At 36.5% G+C, this 21,007-nt stretch carries 18 protein-coding genes; 6 read left to right on the top strand and 12 right to left on the bottom strand.

The features are described from left to right. Positions 1–1,567, bottom strand: a 1,567-nt coding sequence (locus Q763_RS15860; protein ID WP_035136014.1) for an AraC family transcriptional regulator, incomplete at its 3' end; no start/stop codon positions are given. Between the two features lie 281 nt (positions 1,568–1,848). On the opposite strand from Q763_RS15860, the gene Q763_RS15855 reads away from it, so the two are divergent. Further along, the gene (locus tag Q763_RS15855; RefSeq protein WP_035136013.1) at positions 1,849–2,496 is read left to right on the top strand and encodes a hypothetical protein; all 648 of its coding nucleotides are present in this window, start codon (positions 1,849–1,851) and stop codon (positions 2,494–2,496) included. Positions 2,497–3,340: 844 nt separating this feature from the next. Then, positions 3,341–4,180 carry a hypothetical protein gene (locus tag Q763_RS15845; RefSeq protein WP_035136011.1) on the top strand — a complete coding sequence of 280 codons (840 nt, stop codon included), beginning with the start codon at positions 3,341–3,343 and terminating at the stop codon, positions 4,178–4,180. 206 nt (positions 4,181–4,386) lie between these two features. On the opposite strand, the gene Q763_RS15840 is transcribed toward Q763_RS15845, so the two are convergent. Continuing rightward, on the bottom strand, positions 4,387–4,773 hold the full coding sequence (locus Q763_RS15840) for a DUF3127 domain-containing protein (protein ID WP_035136010.1): 387 nt from the start codon (positions 4,771–4,773) through the stop codon (positions 4,387–4,389). A 49-nt stretch (positions 4,774–4,822) separates the two neighbouring features. Further along, positions 4,823–5,701: a flavin reductase family protein gene (locus Q763_RS15835; protein WP_035136009.1), complete on the bottom strand. Its 879-nt coding sequence runs from the start codon at positions 5,699–5,701 to the stop codon at positions 4,823–4,825. A 158-nt stretch (positions 5,702–5,859) separates the two neighbouring features. On the opposite strand from Q763_RS15835, the gene Q763_RS15830 reads away from it, so the two are divergent. Next, a complete protein-coding gene (locus Q763_RS15830) occupies positions 5,860–7,008 on the top strand; it encodes a sensor histidine kinase (RefSeq protein WP_035136008.1) in 1,149 nt (382 codons plus the stop codon). Between the two features lie 35 nt (positions 7,009–7,043). On the opposite strand, the gene Q763_RS15825 is transcribed toward Q763_RS15830, so the two are convergent. Then, entirely contained in the window at positions 7,044–7,433 is a 390-nt protein-coding gene (locus Q763_RS15825) for an HIT family protein (protein ID WP_035136007.1), read from the bottom strand. 17 nt (positions 7,434–7,450) lie between these two features. Next, on the bottom strand, positions 7,451–7,927 hold the full coding sequence (gene greA / locus Q763_RS15820; RefSeq protein ID WP_035136006.1) for a transcription elongation factor GreA: 477 nt from the start codon (positions 7,925–7,927) through the stop codon (positions 7,451–7,453). A gap of 167 nt (positions 7,928–8,094) precedes the next feature. On the opposite strand from greA, the gene Q763_RS15815 reads away from it, so the two are divergent. Further along, a complete protein-coding gene (locus tag Q763_RS15815) occupies positions 8,095–8,523 on the top strand; it encodes a Rieske (2Fe-2S) protein (RefSeq protein ID WP_035136005.1) in 429 nt (142 codons plus the stop codon). Then, positions 8,523–9,002 (top strand): SRPBCC family protein, encoded by a 480-nt coding sequence (locus Q763_RS15810; RefSeq protein ID WP_035136004.1) that lies wholly within the window; start codon positions 8,523–8,525, stop codon positions 9,000–9,002. The genes Q763_RS15815 and Q763_RS15810 overlap by 1 nt, the downstream gene beginning before the upstream one ends. A gap of 35 nt (positions 9,003–9,037) precedes the next feature. On the opposite strand, the gene Q763_RS15805 is transcribed toward Q763_RS15810, so the two are convergent. From Q763_RS15805 to Q763_RS15785, 5 genes are all read right to left on the bottom strand, one after another. After that, positions 9,038–11,257 carry a TonB-dependent receptor gene (locus tag Q763_RS15805; RefSeq protein ID WP_035136003.1) on the bottom strand — a complete coding sequence of 740 codons (2,220 nt, stop codon included), beginning with the start codon at positions 11,255–11,257 and terminating at the stop codon, positions 9,038–9,040. A 274-nt stretch (positions 11,258–11,531) separates the two neighbouring features. Beyond that, complete coding sequence (arfB, locus tag Q763_RS15800; RefSeq protein WP_035136002.1) at positions 11,532–11,933, bottom strand: alternative ribosome rescue aminoacyl-tRNA hydrolase ArfB; 402 nt, start codon at positions 11,931–11,933, stop codon at positions 11,532–11,534. 35 nt (positions 11,934–11,968) lie between these two features. Beyond that, positions 11,969–13,831: a DUF4301 family protein gene (locus tag Q763_RS15795; protein WP_035136001.1), complete on the bottom strand. Its 1,863-nt coding sequence runs from the start codon at positions 13,829–13,831 to the stop codon at positions 11,969–11,971. Next, positions 13,792–14,427, bottom strand: coding sequence for a nicotinamide riboside transporter PnuC (gene pnuC / locus Q763_RS15790; protein ID WP_035136000.1), 636 nt, complete (start codon positions 14,425–14,427; stop codon positions 13,792–13,794). Before pnuC ends, Q763_RS15795 begins: the two co-directional genes overlap by 40 nt. A 2-nt stretch (positions 14,428–14,429) precedes the next feature. Then, positions 14,430–15,065, bottom strand: a complete 636-nt coding sequence (locus Q763_RS15785) for a 4'-phosphopantetheinyl transferase family protein (RefSeq protein WP_035135999.1) — start codon at positions 15,063–15,065, stop codon at positions 14,430–14,432. Between the two features lie 152 nt (positions 15,066–15,217). Between Q763_RS15785 and ahcY the strand changes: the two genes are divergently transcribed. Next, positions 15,218–16,534, top strand: coding sequence for an adenosylhomocysteinase (ahcY, locus tag Q763_RS15780; RefSeq protein ID WP_035135998.1), 1,317 nt, complete (start codon positions 15,218–15,220; stop codon positions 16,532–16,534). 130 nt (positions 16,535–16,664) lie between these two features. Here ahcY and Q763_RS15775 read toward each other — a convergent pair whose 3' ends face one another. Together Q763_RS15775 and Q763_RS15770 are read right to left on the bottom strand one after the other, a co-directional pair. Beyond that, entirely contained in the window at positions 16,665–17,228 is a 564-nt protein-coding gene (locus tag Q763_RS15775) for a DNA-3-methyladenine glycosylase I (RefSeq protein ID WP_035135997.1), read from the bottom strand. A 29-nt stretch (positions 17,229–17,257) separates the two neighbouring features. Next, on the bottom strand, positions 17,258–20,956 hold the full coding sequence (locus Q763_RS15770; RefSeq protein WP_035135996.1) for a TraB/GumN family protein: 3,699 nt from the start codon (positions 20,954–20,956) through the stop codon (positions 17,258–17,260). Positions 20,957–21,007: the final 51 nt, after the last annotated feature.

The raw sequence follows: 21,007 nt of genomic DNA, 5'->3' as shown, positions 1-21,007 counted from the left end.
ACCTGCGGTGAGTAGGGCTGTTTTTTAATAATGATACAGCGTGATTTACCCTTAACTCATTTAGATAGGAGTTAAAGTTTTTACCTTTATAATGGTTTATTACTTTGGACAGGTAGGTAGTATTGGTGTCAAGCTCTTCTGCCAGTAATGATTGTGTTAGGCCTATGCCAAGATATTCCTCTTTGTGTTCAAAAGTTTCCAGTCCTTTAAGTATTTTGAAAACAATGTCCTTGTTTATGTCAAGTTCATCAGTGTTTACTTTGGTGGCTTGTATTGCTTGTTCAGGTTGTTTTTCTCTCTCTTTGGCTTTAGCTATAAGTTCCTCATACTTTTGCTTGTATCTTTTTTGTTTTTTATAGTTGGCAATAAGCATATAGGTTATTATCAGTATAATAATACTGCTCAAACCATATATGCTATAACTAATTATCGTATTACGTTTAAGTGTTTTCTCCAGGTTATTTTTAGAAGCTACCAGCTCGGCGGTATCATATTCTTTGTGTATAGTAGAGATAAGGTCTTTGTAGTTTTTCTCCAGTATCTTATCGGCATCCAGTAATCGGTTGGTATATAATAACTGATTTTCAAGGTCGCCTTTCTCTTTATAGTAATTGATAAAAACTTCGTAGGTTTTTCTTAATTCGATATTAGCATAATGATGCTTTTGTAGTATGGAGTCTACTTTTTGTAAGTAATTTATACCTGTTTCTTCTTCGTTAAGCTTAAGGTAGCTTTTACCAAGATACATATCATTAAGAGCAATATTCATGAAATCATTGTTTTTAGCAATTTCAGGCAATGATTTCGATAAATATTGTATAGCCTCTTTATAGTTTTTTTGGAAAAACTGATTTATACCTTCAGACTGAAGAAAATAATTATGGATTACTTTGTAATCGGCTCCCTGACTTTCTTTTATTCCAATTTTATTTGTTTCGCTGCATTCTTGATATCGCCCAAGCTTAAAATAACAAAGTCCTACAGAGCAAAAAGAATTTAAATAACCTTGCCTGTTGTTATATCCTTCCCCTTTTTTATAAAAATCGGTACAAAGAGAAAATAGTTCAAGGGCTTCTTCATAGTTCCCCAGATAGAGTTTTATGTTCGCAATTCCATATTTAATTTTATATTGGGTATATGCATCGTTTTCTTCATTTATATACTTGTCGGCTAGTAAATAATTGTCAAGTGATTTTTGGTAATTTTTAGAGATGTAATAAATAACAGCACGGTCAAGATATGCGTAGCCTATCTCTTCATCTTTTTTTAAAGTATTTGCCAGTTTTAAAATACTATCGGCATATTGTAGCGCTAATGCCTGAGGTTTTTTGTTAAGCAATTTCCTGTAACCTAAAATTAGATTTTTACTGTCTGATTCGTTTTTAGCTTTTTCAATGTAGCTGTTTATGTACAGGTTTACAGTAGTGCTATCCATATCATAATTATTTATACGATCTAGCAACTCATCGTATGTTTTATCTGAAAGGGAGTCAGGAGTTTTAAATTCCTGTTGTGCTATTGCGAAAAAATTCCATAGCAGAAAAATAAATAAGTAAGGAGATTTCATGATAAGTTGTGTCTTTTTAAGCTCTTTAAAAAGACATAATTAGTTTGTTATGGGGTTTAAACAATGTATTCCCTGCAAAAATACATTTTTTTGAAAATCAAAAAAGTTAAATTTTCATTATTGAAAATCAGACCATTAAAGAATTTGCAGCTGCAGATTTATAAATCTGCAGAACAACCTTTTGCAAGCTTTTTTCATCTCCCATAGTTTTGCCCTGTATCGATATCAAAGCAAAAAGTTTACTGCCCGGGAAGTAAACAAAGAAATAAAACAATTTATCTATGAAAAAGTTTTCTTTGTTTATGGCAGCTACATTATTCTTTATGATAGGGTGTAGTAATGACGATTATAATACAGAATTGAACCATGAAAGTTCAGAATTTATATTAAAATATGAAACCGAAAATACCGAGTTTGTAGTATCGGTAAATGAAAAAATAGTTGAGCAATATGTTTTAAGATATGCAGGAATTGAATATTCAAAAAATGAGGTTTTTGAGAATATGTTTGCGATATCCAGGTCAAATATAGACTATATGACTTTGACGGGAAGTGATAATGCTTATGTTGACGAAAGTGAGATTGATATGGCTTTGCAAGCGCCTGAAATGTGTGTGGCATCATTACCGTTTAGTGATGAGGCGAAGCAAAAGCTTATGGTGTTTTTAAATCAGAAAGTTGATCCGAGTACTGATGTAAGTCTATTGATTAATGATTTTACCAATAGTGTTAGGGGAGATATCAATTTAGATGAAAACGAAAAAAATATAATCTTAATTGCCTTGCAGCTTTCAGTAGCAAAAGGAGGTGAAAAAGATTTAGAATGGGTTAATACAAGAGGGGGGATTATGGCAGCTGTTTCAGGCGGTGTCGACAGCCCAGCACAGGCAGTATTAAATGCGGCTGTAGTAACAGCGCTTACATTGTAGTAATAGTTTAGTTTTTGGTAGAAGATAATCACCATGCTTTTGGTTTTCCTGCCTCTATACCTGATAATATACTTAAGGGGAGGAACTAAAAGCACTTTAATAAAAGGGTTGGTTATTTACTGTTATTTGATGTATTGAATATAAAATTTTGTTCATAATGTTTCTTGGTTTTCCTGCTCCACGCCTAATAATATACTTAAGGCAGGAGACTGAGGTTTTAAAGTTAGTAAAGGGGATCAGTTATATACAGTTTACACAGCCGCATGTTGTTTTTAAGTCCTTTGCCTCCACACCTGATGATATACTTAAAGGTGAAGGCTTAAAAATAAAATTATTTATAAGTAGGCTTACGGTTAATAAAAACGGAATGCTATTTAATGTTTTAGGTTCTACGTTTCTAAATTAGAAACAGGTTAAGGTTTTTATTTAGTTTGTTAAAAGGGGTTTTACATCCGTTGTATTTAATTGTTAAGCTATAAGTTTTTAAGTTCCTGTCTCCACACCTTGTAACATCCTTAGGGGCAGGACTTAGAAACAAATTAAAATTACACACTTAGTTAGGTCAGACTGCTGTTTAGTGTTTAAAAAAAGATTGCTATGAAAATTATATCCGATAATTATTATAGATGTTCTTGCCTTATGTTTTTCCATATCTGCTAAAGACTTTTTTTAAGGCAAGTTATCTAAAATAATTACAATTAGTTTTTTATCAAACCAATTATATAAATTTTAGAGAAGAATCAGATAGTTATTAATGTATAGTAAATCGGCTACAAGGTAGTAAGGTTTACAAATTGAGAATTAAAATTATTATATTTATTAAAACCAGATATTTAAAAAGAAAATGAAAAAAGGATTATTTAATTTAGGTAGTTTAGTATTAATTTTATTTGCTGCAAGTTGTTCAAATAATGATGATGCTGTTAGTGAGTCTTCACAGTTAACTTTAAAAGCAGGGCAAAATAGGTATACTCCAGAAGAGTTTAATTATTTAGGAGAAGAGCATAATAGAATTGTACATGCTTTCTATAATGAATGGCTTGCAAAACCTCAAACAGAAAAAACTGCTCAGGATTTTGGTACCAGTATTATTATTAATGAAACATCTAAATATAACACGACAGCAGAAGATGGTGATCTAACTCGTTCATATGCTAGTGTTTATATGCATAAGGAGTTTTCAGATCCTCAAGTATTTTATAGCTTTGTCGACAGAGATAATAGACTTAGTAGTAATGTGAAGGGGTATTTAGATCAAGTGCTTCATGCATTTTATGACGAGACCCTAAGTATAAAAGATGTGCATGATGTAATTGCTGATGTTGAGGTAAAATCTTACAATGACCCTACATTAACAAATGAAGATTTATCTATATTGTATTCAGGTACAAGCATAGCAGATAATTCATTAACCTATTGGGAAAATAATTATTTAGACTGGGAAGGTAATATAGGAACAACAACTGCAGCTAGTAAAGGAAAAACTCCAGGAAGACATATAGCAGAAATTGCTGCTGCAGATTTTGCAGGAGGAGTAGGTGCTGCTGTTGGAGCATGGGCTGTAAATGTTTGGGTAGGTCCTGGGCAAGTTGCTTATGGAGGAGCTATTGTTGCTGGGGCTGTAGGTACATCAGTTACAACGGCTCTTGTGAAAATTACAGATATGATTTTTGACTTATGGTAATATCTAAGAAAGTTAAAATAATAATAATTTCTTTTATAGTACATGCGACTATAGCACTTCTATTTGATATTGTTTTTCATATGAAACTGTATATACCATTGTCAGTAAGTGCAGTAATATTTTGTTTAATTTCTTGGAAAGGAATAAATAAAAATAAAAAATAATATCAAAAAAAGCCCTGTTTTAAACAGGGCTTTTTAGTTTTATTAGAACGGAAGATCGTCGTGGTCTTCTTCTTTGTAATTTGTTGCAGGCTCAAAAGAGTCATATGAGTTTGGACCCGGTTGCGGAGGCATTTGTTGTGCCGGTGCAGCAGGTTGCAGTTTTTCAATTCTCCATGCCTGTATAGAGTTAAAGTATTTGGTTTCACCCTGTGGGTTAACCCACTCCCTGCCTCTAAGGTTAATGGAAACTCTAACAGGTTCTCCTACGGTATAGCTGTTAAGTAAATCACACTTGTCCTGAGTGAACTCAACAAGGATGTGCTGTGGGTACTGCTCATCTGTTGTAACTACCAATTCTCTTTTTCTAAATCCGTTGCTTCCAAAAGATTTAGTTTCATCAATCATTTTAATTCTTCCTGTAACTTCCATGTTCAAATTGTTATTTTATTGTTTTACTGCTACAAGGCAGTCAATCGTATTATTTTCTTGTTGCTAAAAGTAATTTCCAGGCCGTAGCTACCTCATTGTTGTCCAGGTGCTCTTTAGCTTTTAGGAATTTTTTAGTGTCGTCGTCGGCGCTTAAAACAGCTTTTGCTTCAAAAGACTCTTCTACAAAGGTATCAATTTCTTCTTCTGTAGGCAAAGTTTCAACATTGCCCAGTTTGCCAAGGTCATTTCCGTTAAAAACAGTACTTTCTTTTACAAAAGCCGGTATGGCATCTACGCCAATTCCAAGTGTTGTAAGTGGTTTTTCAACCTCAAAAAGGCCTGCATTGGCACGGCTGTACCAGTTACCACCCATACGGGAAACCAAATCGATTTTGTTTTGGTCTATAGCTCCGTTTTCATCCAGTACACTTTCGTCTACGTGTAGTTTTACCACTTCACATATAATAAGGTTACCGGCACCACCATCATTACCCAGTGCTATAATGTCGTTTACCTTACACTCAAACTGTACAGGCGATTCCTTTACACGGAATGGCTTAACGATATCTGACGGCTGCATAGTAAGCCCCGATTTAATAAACTCGTTAACTCCGTCACCATATTCGGTGCTCGATAGCGAAGCCTGTTGTACAATAGCATAATTCACTATGTTGATAACCACCTCACGGTTAAGTTCGGCATTAATAAGCGTGTGTTTTACCGTATTGTTCCTTACCCTGCGTGCCGGCGAAAATACCAGTATTGGAGGGTTAGAGCTAAATACATTAAAAAAACTGAACGGAGAAAGGTTAGGGATTCCGTCTTTATCAATCGTGCTGGCAAAAGCTATTGGCCTAGGGCCTACGGCTCCCTGAAGGTAGCCCTGTAGCTTTGCTGCAGGTATTTCTTTTGGATCTATACTAAGCATTGCAAAAATTGTGTTTTATGCAAAGATAAATTTTCCTGATTACTTAAACCATTTTACCAAAGCAGAGTTAATAACAAAATAATAAACGTTGCTTTGTGCCGTTATAACTGCCCGCACTTTTACCATATTTAGTATCTTTAGGCCACAAATACCATTGTATGCAGTTTTCTAATAACAGGAATTTTACCCGCGGATTTATTATTCTGGCATCTTTTCTCATAGTCGTATTAATACTATGGAATACTTATTATCTTTTTCAGGTTTTTAAATATGAGGAAAGAAATAAAATGGAGATATGGGCAGATTCACTTGAGGAGCTAAACAAAGCGGAAAGTAATACTGATGTTGAGTTTCTAAGACGGATAATGAGTAAAAATACCACTATCCCAACAGTTTGGACAGATTCTGAAGGCAATCTGAAGGATATTAGTAATGTTAGTGAGGAAATTGTAAAGGATTCTGTTAGGCTTCAAAAGTATATAGAGGATATTAAAAGAGAGAATAACTTTATAGTGATGGATCTCTCGCCTACAGAACATCAGTTTGTTTACTATGGTAACTCCTTTCTGCTCAATCAGCTTAAATATTTTCCTATTGCCTTAATACTTATTATTGTGCTGTTTGGTGCCGTTGTGTTTAATTTTTACAGAGCATCAAAAATGGCAACCCAAAATAAGTTATGGGCAGGTATGGCAAAAGAAACTGCTCACCAAATTGGTACGCCGCTTTCATCGCTGTTAGGGTGGATTGAGATTATGAAGATTGATAATGTGGATGAGACTACTGTGACCGAAGTGGAAAAGGATGTAAGCAGATTACAAACCATTGCCGACCGTTTTTCCAAAATTGGATCTGAACCTGTGCTTGAAAAACTGGATATTGTAGCAGAGACCGAACATTCGTTTGAATACCTAAGGTCGCGAACTTCAAGTCAGGTAGAGTTTTTATTTAAGGCGCCTACCTATCCTGTTTACGTTATGCTTAACCGTGAACTGCATAGCTGGACTGTAGAGAATTTGGTTAAAAATGCAGTAGATGCCATGAAAGGTAAAGGTTCGCTGAAAGTGATACTGGAAGATACCGGAGAGTTGATTAAAATTCAGGTGACCGATACCGGTAAGGGAATAGCAAAGAATAGGTTTAAAAAGGTTTTTGAGCCGGGCTTTACTACTAAAAAGAGAGGCTGGGGATTAGGATTATCCTTAACCAAACGTATAGTTGAAGAATATCATAAAGGAAAGATTAAGGTAAAAGAGTCTGAAATTGGGGTGGGTACCACCATGCAGGCCAGTTACCACAAAGCATAAAAAAAGGCACTTTTAAAAGTGCCTTTTCTATTTTTTTAAAGGTTGGCATTTATAGCATTTGCCAGTTCTTCAAATTCTTCTTTTTCAAGTTTTACCTTATTGATAAAACGCATTTCGTCCATTTCGTTTAACGGGATAAGGTGAACGTGTACATGAGGTACTTCAAGCCCCACAACTGCAACACCTACACGCTTACATGCTACTGTTTTTTCGAGCGCTTTTGCCACTTTTCTTGAAAACTTCATCAGTTCAAGGTAGTGGTCTTCTTCCATATCAAAAATTTTGTTTATTTCCTGCTTAGGTATACAAAGGGTATGTCCTTTAGCATTTGGATTTACGTCCAGAAAGGCAAGAAATTTGTCGTCTTCGGCTACTTTATATGCTGGGATTTCTCCGTTTACAATTTTAGTGAATATGGAACTCATAGCGATAAGTTTAAAGGTTATTCTCTTGTAATTTCAAGTACTTCAAACTGAAGTGTCCCGTTTGGAACTTTAATTTCAGCAACTTCTCCCACTGATTTTCCTAAAAGCCCCTTGCCAATAGGTGAGGTAACCGATATTTTTCCTGTTTTCAGGTCGGCTTCGCTTTCTGCTACCAGGGTATATTTCATTTCCATGCCATTGGCCTGGTTCTTAATTTTTACTGTAGAAAGTACCAGTGCTTTAGACAGGTCAAGTTGTGACTCGTCTATAAGGCGTGCATTAGCAAGAAGATCTTCCATTTTAGCTATTTTCATTTCAAGAAGTCCCTGTGCTTCTTTTGCTGCATCATATTCTGCATTTTCCGAAAGGTCTCCTTTATCACGTGCTTCGGCAATAGCCTGAGAAGCTTTAGGTCTTTCTATAGCTTTAAGATGATCTAGCTCGTCTCTTAATTTTTTTAACCCTTCTGCTGTGTAGTAAGATACTGTACTCATAACTTCATCGTTTATATAAATAGAAAAAATCCCATCAGGACGGGATTTTTCATATCGCAAAGATACTATTTTTTTTATTACGTCAATTTTTAAATTCGCGCTAATGCGTTTGTCAAAGTTAAATAAATTAAATTTGTTTCATAATTATACAGTAAAAATTTATCAAAATGAGAAAATATCTGTTACTGCTGCTTGCAGTTGCTTTTTTGTCATCCTGTAGCAAGGACGACTACAATAACAACAACAGGTACCTGCCTAATTATGCTTTTTCTATAAATATAGACATGAGCCTGCCGTTATATTCGCAGTTGCAGTTTACCAATAGTCCGGTTTATATAGGTCAGGCAGGGATAGGTATTAGGGGTATTATAGTAATGAATACCGGCGGAGGTTATACAGCTTTTGAGGCAAGTTGTCCAAATCAGGAGCTGAGCTCGTGCTCAACACTTGAAATTAATGGGATTAATGCTGTTTGTCCATGCGACGACGTAGAGTATAACCTGTTTACAGGCCTTGCAACCAGTGAGGTAGAATTTCCGTTAAAACCTTACAGGGTAGAGATTATAAGTGAAAATGTTATAAGAGTATACAATTAATGCCTGTTATAACCATTATAACATCTATTAATGCACCAGTACAGGTTGTGTTCGATTTGTCCCGAAGTGTAGATTTGCATAAACTATCTACCATACAAACAAACGAAGAGGCTATTGCCGGAAAAACATCAGGGCTTATGGGGGAGGGGGAGAGTGTAACATGGAGAGCAAAGCATTTGGGTTTTTATCAGGTACTTACCTCTAAGATTACTTTTTTTGACAGCCCTAATAAGTTTGTTGATGAAATGGTAAACGGAGCTTTTAAAAGTTTTGTGCATCATCATTATTTTGAAGAGAAGAACGGGGTAACCGTTATGGCTGATGAGTTTGATTATGAAAGTCCGTTAGGTTTGCTGGGTAAAATGGCAGACGGGTTGTTTTTAAAGCAATACATGAAGCGGTTACTGGAGAAGCGAAACCAAACAATAAAAGAGTTTGCCGAAGACAGTGCAAAACATAAAAAAATCCTGACGCTATAAACGTCAGGATTTTTTATTGATTAACTTACTCAAAATTAAAATTTCAGTGTTGCGCCAAGTAGGAAGTTAATACCTGCCTGTGGATAGTATCCGGCACCTTCTTTTGTTACAATGGTTCCCGGTGTGGTGAAATCATCATCATAAGTGTAGAAGTATCCGTTTGATTCATACTGTACATCAAAAATGTTGTTTACAAGTCCGCTCAATACAATCGACTTAAATACCTTGTTGGTTTTAAACTCGTAAGATATATTTAGGTCGTTAGTAAAGTAACTGTCCAGTTTAGAAGAATCTGAATCGATGTTACCCATATACTGTTCACCTACAAACTTTGAAAGTAACGATACCTGCATGTTTTTTACAGGTAGTATCGTTATGGCATTGCCTGCAACAACATTTGGAGAGAAAGCAATATTGGTGTTTCCTAAGTTTTGCAGTACACCATCTCTCTGGAAGTAAAAATCAATGTTTTTGTTGGTGCTTACCGCTACATTAGGACGAAGTATAAAATGTTTCGTGATGTAAAGTGTAGCGTCTGCTTCAATACCTAAACGATAGCTGTCACCACTGTTAGTGTAAACAGGTGCTCCTACATCGTTTAGTGCTCCGGTTAATACAAGTTGGTCTTTATAACGCATGTAATAACCGTTTATGTTAATTCGGGTTTTTGGGGTAGTATATCTCCATCCCAGTTCAAAGTCGTTAAGAGTTTCGGGTTTAGAGCTGCCATTTTCATAGTCATCTCTTCTCGGTTCCCTGTTTGCTCTGGCATAAGAGAAATAAATATTGTTTTGGTTGTTTAAGGTATAGGTAAGTCCCGCTTTTGGGTTAAAAAAGTTAAAGGTGTCATCTACAGGATCTGCTAATACACCATCGGCTTCATAATGAACCCTTCTATATTGCATGTCGCCAAACAGATTAAGATTTTGTGTAAGCTGCCAGTTGGCTTTAGCAAACATATTAAAGTCGGTCTTAACCGCAGTATCATCATAATAATGATCCCTTATCTGGCTTTGTGATGCGTAGCGTGCCCAGATGATTTCACCAAAATGGTCTCCTTCATACTTGTTCCATGCACCGCCCACAATAACATTCCAGTCTTCGTTTTTATAGTTAGCCGAGAATGTTGTTCCGAAGAAGTCATTATCTAACCATTTTCTTCTGATAAGGTCGGTAGTATTGATGGTTTCACCGCCTATGGTTATTTCCTGTAATCCATAATCGGCAAAATCAGCATCCTGACGGTATTGCTCATAATATCCTTCCCCTTTAGTGTAGTGTAGGGCTACATTTGTATTCCATTTGTCAGACAGTTTTTCGCTCCAGTGCAACTGGTAATGATCCTGCTGATAGTTATCGGTTTCATTATCGTAAAAACGGGTTATGCCATTTTCATCTACATATTCACCGGCACTGTTATAAGTTCTGTTATTTTCAAGTTTATATGGGTCTTCCAGTCCGTTCCATGCCTGATAGGTTTTTTCTTTTCCGCCAAAAACAAGGGCTTTGATTAGGGTTGTTTTACCGATGTAAGTACCCTGTAGGAAATACGATTTTAAATCGGAAGAGGCGCGGTCTATATACCCGTCAGATTTAATGTTTGATAAACGTCCTGCCAGTTCAAAATGATCGTTCATCAGTCCGGTACTGAATTTAACGGTGTGTTTCCTTGAATTGAAACTACCGAATGAGTTTGATATTTCTCCGCTTGATTTTTTAGAGAAAGCATCGGTAAGCAGGTTAAGGCTGGCGCCAAAAGCACCTGCACCATTTGTAGAAGTACCTACACCACGCTGTAGCTGAATGTTCTCTGTAGAAGAAGCAAAGTCGCCCATGTTTACCCAAAATGACCCCTGAGATTCGGCATCGTTATAAGGTATTCCGTTTACGGTAACATTAATACGTGTAGCGTCTGATCCTCTAACGCGCATAGAGGTGTAACCTATACCGGCTCCGGCATCGGTAGTGGTAACTACCGAAGGAAGAAAGTTTAAAAGTACAGGTATGTCCTGACCCAGGTTGCGGGGAGCAAGCTCTTCTTTACTAACATTGGTAAAGGTAACGGGAGTTTTTTTGTCTACCCTTACGGCTGATACCAGTACTTCTTCCAGTTTGTATTTGTCGGCATCTGTTTTGGTAGTGTCCTGAACAGAGTTATTGTCCTGAGCATTTGCAGTAAAGGCAAAAAGCCCTAATGCCAGTATCAACGGTTTCCTGACCGATTTGAATTGATTTGTAATGAATAAAGTTTTCATTCGTAAAAAAGGTTTACGAATAAAAGGGGTAATTATTCTGTTAGTGTTAAATTGATTTTATAGTGGCAAATTGCTGTTATTGTGCTTTTTGCCTTTCCCTTGGCAGCATTACCTGCCCAGGTTCTTTGGGTATAATCTCAGCCCTTGTAGAGCACCCCTTTGAGACGGCGCAAAATTAGTAAAAAAATACGGTTAGCCTCATTACATTCTTAAAATATTGAAACAGGGTGTAATGTTTTGAAATTTAGGTGATTAAAAACGGAGTTTTTGCTATTTAATAATCAAACTTTTTGCGGGACTGCTTTTTTTCTGCCTGTCGGCGTTTATTTTCCAGTCGTTTTTTAATTACTGCTTTAGGTATTTTAGTAGCAATACGGGGTTTATCCTGTTGTAATGCCGTTTCAATAAGTTCAATAAAACGTTTTGTTACCAGTTGCTTATTGCGTATCTGGCTACGGTCTTCATCACACTGTAATATAAGCGTACCTTTAGTATTGAGCCTTGAGCTTAGTTTTTCGTTAAGCAGTTCTTTTTCCTCCTCGGTAAAAGCCTGCGAATTATTAAGGTCAAAACCAAGGATTACCTTAGAGGATACCTTATTTACATTTTGCCCTCCGGCGCCGCTGCTTCTTACAGCTTTGTATTCAGGTTCGTTTAATAATTGTTGTTTATTCATATTTATGTTTCCGGAAAAAACCCGGAATAAGCTTATTAATGATTAGGCTGATGGGAAGCCTTAAGTAAATCGTTTACGTTTTTTACAGGGTTAAAAGTGTCCAAGGGTACCTCTGTAAACACAGTTATCCAGCCTGCCATAGCACCATTCCATAACCCCGGTAGTTCGTATGATTTTACATCATGTCCCATCCTGTTTTTGGTTACTATAAATCCGGTGTCGGGATCAGTATATTCTCTAAGGTCAAAATATTCACCTTTGTAGTTTTTAAGCCCGCAAACCAAATCTACGGGGTTAAAATGGGTAGAGTGAGAGAAAATCTCGTTTTGGTTTTTGTTTTCTAAGTCTATTTGTGAACTTTCTACAATTTGTAAGGACAGTTTTCCGTCTTTAGATTTAACCCAAAACGGACCACCTCCCGGTTCGCCTTCGTTTTTAACCATCCCGCATATTCTTATCGGTCTGTTTAATAATTCGGTTAGGAACTCTATTTTATGCTCACAGGTGTACTTGTTTACATCGGGTGGGATGTTAAGGAAAAGTCCGTTTTTAGCAAAATCGAATATTTCGTCAATTTCATTAGCAGGAACATTTCCTTTTTCAATTTTTTCAAGGTAACCAAAAACTTTTTCCTGTAGCTCCAGCAGTATACCGGCCAGTGCTTTTTTATACAGGGAAATAGTTTTTATATTATTATGGCTTACATTGTCAATGTTTTTAATGAAAACTACATCGCTTTGTAACTGGTTTAGGTTCTCTATAAGCGCACCATGACCACCCGGCCTGAAAAACAGTTTGCCGTCACTATCTCTAAACGGTTTATTATTCATATCTACCGCCAATGTATCGGTTTGTTTGTGCTGATAGGAGAAGTCTATATCGATATCAATACCTGATTCTTTTTCAATATCATCCTTAACCTCTTTAATGCAGTCAATAAAACCATCAAGGTGTTCCTGAGATATGGTGAAATGTACATGTGCTTTACCGTTTGAGTATGCATAAGAAACACTTTCCTTTAAATGCTCGTATACCGGTGTAGCAGTAAATCCGTCATACTGGTGGAAAGGAAGTATGCCTTTCGGTTTATTGGCAAAGTCAAATTTTTCGTTGGTAAGAAGCGTTTTTATAAAGTTGTAATAACGCTCATCTTTAGTCCATTCTCTATATTCAGGATGCTTTTTAGATTCTTCCAGTACTTCCTTGAAAAAAGGGAACTTATCGGCACCAATAAGGAAAACCTTTAGGGCTTCATCCCTTCTTTTGTTGATGTAGGCGTTAACCGTATCGTTTACAGGGTCAAAATTAAGCAGGAACTCATTAAGGAATTTAAACATCCTGGTTGCTGCCCCCGATGCCGGAATGAATTTTTTAAGAGTAAGGTCGTTACGTTTTTCATCAAAAAGAGAAGCGTATTCCTGTGCCCTTTTTTTATCCAGGGGTTTAATACCGTCTTTAACGGTAGCGGGCCTGTCTAAAACAACTTTGTTTATTCCTTTTTTAAAGGTATTTAGTTGTGATTTTATTTTAGCTGTGGTAATGCCCAGGCTATATATCTGACTAAAGTCGTTGTAGGTAAAGCCTAACTCCAGTGTGTTTTGCAGTTCGGTTAACAGGTTTTTAATTTCTTCAAAACTATCAAGAACTACAAAGGCTTTATTCTGCTTTTCAAGATTGTTTATAAAACGACTTACTTCTTTATTTGGCTCGTTGTTTACAATTACAGCAATATCTCCATCAGTTGGGTTTGAAAAGTCGCAAATAGTAAAGGTGAAAGCAGTAGTGCTGTTTTCAAATGTTTCGGTAAGCCTGTTTTTCCATTCATGCTTTACTGTGCTATTGCTGTATATGGCAATAGTTATGCTGGTTGTATGTTGTTTTGTAATGTTTTCTTCCATGATAAATAACCGAAAATAGCAATTATGGTTAAAATTAGGTAGAGGATACTGGATAGTGTATATCCTTTTATGAAATAAAGCGGAATTGAAATAATATCAGCAATAATGAGGAAAATCCAGTTCTCTATTTTTCTTTTGGCTAATAGCCACATACCGATAAAACAAAGGGCGGTAGTAAGGTTGTCTATGTAAGACCACCATGCTGTAAATTTATCAAAATAAATGTACACAGATGCCACAAATATAGATGAAATTGTGAAAATGCCTAAGCATATTAAGTTATCTTTAGCATTCATTGAGGATATTTTAAGCAGGGTATGATGCTCTTTATCCTTTTTACTCCACAATATCCAGCCATAAATACTCATTATAAAATAGTAGGCATTGATAATAAGGTCTCCAAAAAGTTCCCACTGATATAAAAGGTATATATAAGCTATGGTGCTTATAATGCCTGTGGGGTAAACCCAAATACTGTTTCTTGCTGAAAAGATAACACTGAGGGTTCCAAAAATCAATCCTACAACTTCAACGCTTATCTGGAAAGTGCTGTACTCCTTGTAGGAAGCAAACAAAAAATCGAAAACCTCACTCATGGTTAGTTGTTGTCAATGCTGTAAACTAAGGTAAAATCTTCTATTTCCTCAAAATAAAAGGAGTAGTTTCCCTCTATTTCCATGTAGCTAACGGTGGCTGTGCCTTTGGCGTCGTGCATCTCAAAAGGCGCTACATCAATATTTTGCTTAAAGCTAAGTCCCTTGCGGGAAAACATTTTATAAAGGGTTTCCTTAACACCCCAAATAACAATAAGTCTCCTTACATAATCGGGCACATCCTCAGTATTCAGGAAGTCAAATTCTTTGTCAATAAATTTATCGGCTATTTTTATGGCTTTTTCCCTGCGTATCTCCATATCGATACCAATGCTTTTATCGCTTATTATAATAGCTGAAAAACTAAAGGAATGGGTAATGGAAATATTCTTGCCGTCTTTAAGGTGGGGTTTTCCGTCTTCGGTATAAAACAGGTCAAAATCAGTATAACCGGCCTCGTTTAAAAGCTTGCGTACACTAAGAAAACCTTTGCGGTGCTGCTCTGACTTCATGGAATCAATCCTGCTTTGACAAACATCCTTAAGCTCTGTGCCGTTAGAGAGTTCTTCCAGGCTTTCGGTTATTTTCCATACCAGCAGCTTAGTGTTTGGTGCTATTGTATACGATTTGTGTAGAGGCATGTAAGGTTTTAAAAAATTATACGTTCATTTTGTTGCAAATCAAACAATTAAAAAAGTTCAACAAATTTTAAAATAGTCCTAAAACTGTTTGTTTACAAAGGAATTCACTAAATTTGCAAAAAATTTTAGCTAAATACAAATATACAATATTCATGAGTACGAACACGGTGCCATATGTGGCTTACAAAGTAAAAGATATTTCCCTTGCAGAATGGGGTAGGAAAGAGATTGAACTTGCAGAGGCTGAAATGCCGGGTTTAATGGCGTTACGCGAGGAGTATAAAAACGAACAGCCATTAAAAGGAGCCCGTATTGCAGGTTGTCTTCACATGACAATCCAAACAGCGGTTTTAATTGAAACTCTTGTTGCTCTTGGTGCTGAGGTTACCTGGAGTTCATGTAACATTTTCTCTACTCAGGATCATGCTGCTGCTGCTATCGCTGCTGCCGGTATCCCTGTGTATGCATGGAAAGGTTTAAATGAAGAGGAGTTTGACTGGTGTATTGAGCAAACGCTGTTTTTTGGTGAAGACCGCAAACCGCTTAACATGATTCTTGATGATGGTGGTGACCTTACTAATATGGTATTTGACCGTTACCCTGAACTTACTAAAGATATCAAAGGTCTTTCTGAAGAGACTACTACAGGTGTACACCGTTTATATGAAAGAATGAAAAACGGTACGCTTGTAATGCCGGCTATTAACGTGAACGATTCTGTTACCAAATCTAAATTTGATAACAAATACGGTTGTAAGGAAAGTGCTGTAGATGCAGTGCGCCGTGCAACAGATGTTATGCTTGCAGGTAAAAGAGTAGTTGTTTGTGGTTATGGTGACGTAGGTAAAGGTACTGCTGCTTCGTTTAGAGGTGCAGGTTCTATTGTTACGGTTACTGAAATTGACCCAATTTGCGCACTACAGGCTGCAATGGACGGTTATGAAGTGAAAAAGCTTGATACTGTTATTGGTAATGCTGATATCGTTATCACTACTACAGGTAATAAAGATATTGTTGTAGGCCGTCACTTTGAGCAATTAAAAGACAAGGCTATTGTTTGTAATATCGGTCACTTTGATAATGAGATCGATATGGCTTGGTTAAACAAAAACCATGGTGCAAGTAAAGTAGAAATTAAGCCTCAGGTAGATAAATACACAATTAATGGTAAGGATATCATTATCCTTGCAGAAGGTCGTTTAGTAAACCTTGGTTGTGCTACAGGTCACCCAAGTTTTGTAATGAGTAACTCGTTCACTAACCAAACACTTGCTCAAATTGAGCTTTGGAATAATAGTGATAACTACGAAAACAAAGTATATATGCTGCCTAAACATCTTGATGAGAAAGTAGCGTCATTACACCTTGCTAAGCTTGGTGTTGAGCTTGAAACACTTTCGCAAGATCAGGCACAATATATTGGTGTTGAGGTTGAAGGTCCGTTTAAGCCGGAGTACTACAGATACTAATTTTAGTATTGAGATATTAGAAGTGAGTATTGAGTTACTTACTTATGACATAAATAAAAAGACCCGCTATGCGGGTCTTTTTGTTTTAATTTGAGTGATATTTCTAACTTCTCATATCTCTTCTGTTGTCTCAATTCTTTTTCGTCCAACACTCGGCTATATGGTCGTTAACCATACCGGTTGCCTGCATGTTGGCGTAAATAACGGTAGAGCCCACAAACTTGAATCCGCGTTTTTTCATGTCCTTACTAATCTTATCCGATAGCGGAGTAGTGGCAGGTACCTGTGAAAGCGATGTGAATTTGTTATCTATAATTTTTCCGTCGGTAAAGTCCCAGTAGTATTTGGAAAAACTGCCAAACTCATCCTGTATTTTCATAAATGCCTGCGCGTTTGAAACTGCGGCAAGCACTTTAAGTCTGTTTCTTATAATCCCGGTATCCTGTAGCAGTTCTTCTATTTTTTTATCGCTGTAAGAGGCTATTTTCTTATAGTCGAAATCATCAAATGCTTTCCTGAAGTTTTCTCTTTTCCTTAAAATGGTAATCCAGCTAAGTCCTGCCTGGAACGTTTCCAGTAGCAGGAATTCAAATAGTTTGTGATCGTCATAAACGGGTTGTCCCCACTCTTCGTCGTGGTACCTCTCGTAAAGTTCGTCGCCCTTACACCAGGCGCACCTGTTCTTTTCTGTCATTATTATGATTGATTTTTGATTGATTGTTGTTAGTACCTGAAGCCGTATTCTCCGTACATACTATTGTAATCTGATGTCTTGGTGAAACTAGCCCTTATTTTATCTCCGTTGAGTATGGAATCGATCATTTCTTTGTAATAGTTTTCCATTTCATCCTCGTCGATAATTGTTTTAGGGTTAATCATTTTAAACGCTGTAGGGTTAATGCCTTTCTCATCCTGTAAAAATGCTATTCCTATAAGTTTGTCCGGGTCATAATCATAAGGATCTTTGTCTTCACTTATGTTTTTAAGTCTGAAAAAGTAAAACTCTGCCTTGTGGCTGTATACGGGTAATATTCTCTTTTCAATAAAGGATAGTGAGTCTTCTTTTGTGTCCAGTCCTCTAATGGTAAATATAGCTGATGCTGCCACATCAGTATGCGATATGCCTTCTGTTAGTTCCGGGGCTTTTTTATGAAGCCTGTTGTAGGTTATAAACAGCGTTTCCTGATCTTTTAACAGGGTTTCAGTCTCGTTTTTATCAATAATGCCATTATCGATATTAAGTTTGGAAATGGCCAGGTTAGCCTGCTTAACATCTGTTTTTTTTACGTTGTCAAAAAAGCTTTTTACGTCGCTGTCATTTCTAAACGGATATAGTAATGCTATATAGTCTATTAGTTCTGTGGTTTCAGGAACTCCTTGATATAGTTCATTTATCTCGTGTTTGTCTTTCCTGCTTTTTACCCTTTTAAGTTCCAGTTTAGCGTTTGTAAGGATCATTTTTTTAAAGCTTTTCAGCTTTTTAGCTTTGACAGCATCACTTTGTAAAAGTTTTGAAGTGAAGCCTAGTATAGGTTCATGATATTCGTTTATGCTGTAAAACTGAAATATATCAGGGAAAAGTACTTTGCTTTTTTCGGTATTGTTGCTAAATCCGGAGAAAAGTCTTCTTAGTTCATAATTGTTGTCTGAAATAGGGAGGTCATACTCCATAAGTTCCAGTATCTTTCTATATGCTTCTTCTGATTTTTGACGGTTAAGTGCTTTTAGAACGGCAAACTGGGTTATGGTGTTGGCATTTTCTTTTTTGTATTGTTTTTCCAGAAATGCAATTGCCCTTTTATCTTTTAGTTCGCCTATTTTTTCATATAGACCGGTTAATGCCTCTGTTTCATCTTTTTTAAATTCAAAAGTATCTATAAAGTTTTCCAGAGTAGGCAGGTCTTCTTTTTCGATTGTAAGATTGTAAACCGAATTCAATGCAGAATAACGAATACTATCATGTTCGCTCTTAGCGTCCTCTATAAATAGTGCAAGCCTGTTTTTACTGTTTATGTCTTCGTTTTCGTCTGGTAGTAACCTAAATGAATTGAATACTTTTTCTACCTGCTGGTCGTTGTTATTATAATCTTTGTCTACCAACGTTCTGATTAGGTAGCCTTTTCCGTTTCGGTAAATCAGGTTGTATTTTATGGCTTGTTCAGACTTGTTGTCTACAGCAAGGGCTTCCATTTTATAGATACCTGTGCTTTTGTCAAACGATGTTTTTTCGTTTTTAATTTCTGTTTTATGCTTTACTAAGGGATCTTTGGTAATAATACTGTTCCATGCGCTTTTAAAGTTCCTGTTTCTTGAATAGGACGGATTTTCTCCAATTACATATAGTTCTGATATTGATGAGATTTCAGAATTATCCTCATCTTCATCCTCATCGCTTCCGGTAATCATTTTCCTGATCTTAACCGTAAGGGAGTCTATACTTTGTGGCTTTTTGTATTTATGGTCCTGATGGTACCATACATTAACAGCCTGACCTGACGGTAGCTTAAAGCTGTAATGGTTGTCTTTTGTTGTAAAGTAATTTTTCTTTTCGTTGCCGTATCTGTAATCCTGTTTTGAAACAAAATCAAGATATTCGTTTTGTAGTTTGGGTATATCAACCTCAAACCCCGCAGTTGTATCCTTATACACCCTGTATTCAGTTTCAGATACTTCCGGTTTGTATTCAAAGGAGTCAAAAAACATATTACTGTCGGTATCATTAGCGCCTACAGCTCCCATTAGATAGTACTTACTTCCTTTAAGGAAAGATTTTAACCTTATGGTTTTATCGCCTATAGCAGAAACCGATGTAAAGCTTAACGGAGTTTCTGTCATTTTTGTTTGTGTGGAGTCGATATCCAACTGGTTATAAAACTCATATTGAATACGTTTCAGTTCAAAAGACGAGTTTTCCAGATTATTATTGTCTGAAAGCGCTCTTTCCAGCAGGAAGTAATGTGCCTTATCCTGAGGGTTATAAGAGTACATCTCAATGTTAGAGACAGTTTTAGAATTTACCCTGTCGCCATAAACAATAGTGTATGAAGGGGCTTTAAGGCTAAAACTACCACGGTTAGGGGTAATATCTTTCCATTGTGAGGTGATAGGTTTTAGCGTTATTTTGCTAAACACATCGTTTTCAAACTTGCGGGTATAATCTTCCTCTCCGGCCATACTAACCACTATGATTTCAAGTGGTGTTATGTAGTACCTGTATCGTTGCGTGTTTCCTGTTTTGGTAACATTTTTTATATCGTAAACATCATAACCGTCCTGAGTATAGAATTTTTTGTCGAGTATTTTACCCGGAATATTTTCATAGAATAGACTGTCCAGTGATTTATGATTAAACGGTTTATTGTCCTTTTTAAGAAAATCAATTAAAGGAAGTCTCTTTACATTGATGTATCCGCCATTGGCCAAATCGGGCGATTCTATATTGTCTTCGTTCTCAATAACGGCTTTGTACAGTGGTAGGCTAATAGTTCCGTCCGGTGATGTATATTGTTTGTATGTTGGCTGAACGAAGTAAGACTCTATTTCCTGTTTTTTTGCTTTACCTTCTTCAGTGTAATTATCAAAAACGGGGTTAACAGTATAGCCTTTTTTACGAAGCATTTCGATAATGCCTTTTTTACCCGGTAGGTGGGCGGCACCCACAGCGGCAAACAGACTTCCTTTTTGGGCAAGGCTGTCTATTGATTTTACCATAACCACATTACGGTCGTAGAGAAGGGCTTTTAGGTAGCCTTCGGGAGCCGATAATACAGTTAGCGAATCAATCATATCCAGATCCTTGTCTCTGTAAAAATTAATCATGGCTTCATCGTAGCCGTTATTTTTCAGTATTTTTTGTAGGGCTATTATGTTTTCCTCCTTTGGCTTGGTGTTAGTCATGTCGGCGTTCATAATATTGATGATGGAAGTTTTGGTGTCTTCCAGTCCTACAGTTTTTTTATTGTATTTCCTGCCTGTACGGTATATAAACATATCCAGGTAGGTTTCTTCCTGATATTCCTTTTGGTGTTCGTTTGTCCTGAACAAAAGGTTGTTCATGGTGAAGTTATTCATGTAGAATAACGGATACATTTTATCCTTCTCTAAAGGAGAAAGGTAAAACTCTGAATAAAACTTGCCTTGTCCGTAATAGTCATACCCATCCCTTGATAAAACACCATACAGGTCTATCCATGTAGAGGGTTCGCTTTCGTTAGCAACCATGTCGGCATCCAGCAGATGTTTAAAAAAAGCATCTGAAAGGTGATAGGAAACCTTGTCGCTTACATGCATGGAGCCATACAGGTATGATTTTTTGGTAAGACCATTACCCGATACCTCCCACAAAAGGCTCTGGTATTTTTTTTCCTGAGCAAAAAGGGTGCTGGAAAACGCTAGTAGTAATAGTAAAGCAAGTTTTTTCAAGGCTGTAAAAATTAAGGTGTAAGTAGTGTTATATCAAATATAGGGCATAGT

The sequence above is a fragment of the Flavobacterium beibuense F44-8 genome, assembly GCF_000769915.1.
GTDB lineage: Bacteria > Bacteroidota > Bacteroidia > Flavobacteriales > Flavobacteriaceae > Flavobacterium > Flavobacterium beibuense.
The sequence above is the reverse complement of the archived record's forward strand: the minus strand, read 5'-3'. Positions and strand labels throughout refer to the sequence as shown.